Annotated in this window: 1 protein-coding gene; it reads right to left on the bottom strand. The window is 64.3% G+C overall.

All coding sequences use genetic code 11. The features are described 5' to 3' along the window. Positions 1-43: 43 nt before the first annotated feature. Positions 44-1396 (bottom strand): IS256 family transposase, encoded by a 1353-nt coding sequence (locus tag Q9R02_RS16445; RefSeq protein ID WP_305997789.1) that lies wholly within the window; start codon positions 1394-1396, stop codon positions 44-46. Positions 1397-1458 lie beyond the last annotated feature (62 nt).

The raw sequence follows: 1458 nt of genomic DNA, 5'->3' as shown, positions 1-1458 counted from the left end.
GAGCCTGTCAAGTTGTTTGTGTAAGCGGGGCGTTGCCGGGTTTCTAGAGGTAGGGCTGGATTCGGTCGGGGTAGGCCAGGGCGAGTTGGGCGAGGGCTTGTTTCCAGTTCGTGGTGATCTGTCCTTCGACGAGCCGGCCTTCGGCGTTGCGTTTGGCTCCGCGGGGCCTGCCGCGTTCCTTGAGGCGGTCGCGGGCGCGTTTGTCCTCGATGTTGCAGATCGCGAGCCAGAGCAGTTTCACGGCCGCCTCATCGGAGGGGAAATGCCCCCGGTTCTTGATGATCTTGCGCAGCTGGAAGTTCAGCGACTCGATACTGTTCGTGGTGTAAATGACCCGGCGCAGCATGGGCGGGAAGGCCAGGAACGGGGTGAATCGGTCCCAGGCGTCCTGGAATACACGGACCGTGTTCGGATTCGCCTGGCCTAGCTCGGAAGCGGCGAATTCAGCCAGCGCGGCCAGGGCTGCGTCCTCGTCCGCGGCCTGGTAGATCGGTCTGAGCGCGGCGGCGATGGCCTTGCGGGATTTGTAGTTCACGAACCGCATCGCGGAGCGGATCAGGTGCACCACGCAGGTCTGGACCGTTGATTCCGGCCAGGTCGCCTCGATCGCCTCGGGGAACCCGGTGAGCCCGTCACAGCAGACGATCAGGACGTCCTGGATGCCGCGATTGGCCAGGTGTGCACAGACCCCGGCCCAGAACCTGGCACCCTCGCTGGCCTGGATCCAGATCCCCAGGACGTGCTTGATCCCGTCCATATCCACGCCCACGGCCAGGTGCGCGGCCTTGTTGCGCACATGCGCCCCGTCGCGGACCTTCACGATCAGCGCGTCCAGGTAGATCACCGGGTAGAACGACTCCAACGGCCGCTGCTGCCATGCCAGGACCTCATCAAGGACTTCGTCGGTGATCTTGCTGATCGTCTCCCGGCTGACCTCCGTGCCGATCGTGGAGACGAGGTGATGCTCGATATCGCGGACAGTCATGCCGCCGGCGTAGAGCGAGATGATCATGTCATCGAGCCCTCCGACCCGGCGGGAGCCCTTGGGCACCAGCAGGGGCGTGAACGAGCCGTCACGGTCCCTGGGGATCGCGAGTTCGACGTCGCCGACGCTGGTCGCGACGGTCTTCGCCGAGGACCCGTTGCGTGAGTTCGGGAAGAGCCCGGCCTCGGGATCACCCTTCTCATATCCGAGGTGCCCGGTCAGCTCAGCCTGCAAACCCCGCTCCAGGCCGGCCTTGATGAGCTGCTGGATCAGCCCGTCCTTGCCATCCAGACGCACCTGCCCGGCATCAATCATCGAGTACAGCTCATCCAACGCACCCGACGCTTCAAGCGCCTCCACACCCGCACGCTGCTCACGGCGACGCGCCTCACGCGCCTGCTTATCGATCATGGTCATCAGTGTCTCCGATCAATCAGGAGCACCGCCCCTCACACAAACCATCTGACACCCTC

The organism is Arthrobacter horti (genome assembly GCF_030731045.1).
Lineage (GTDB): Bacteria > Actinomycetota > Actinomycetes > Actinomycetales > Micrococcaceae > Arthrobacter_E > Arthrobacter_E nanjingensis.
The sequence above is the reverse complement of the archived record's forward strand: the minus strand, read 5'-3'. Positions and strand labels throughout refer to the sequence as shown.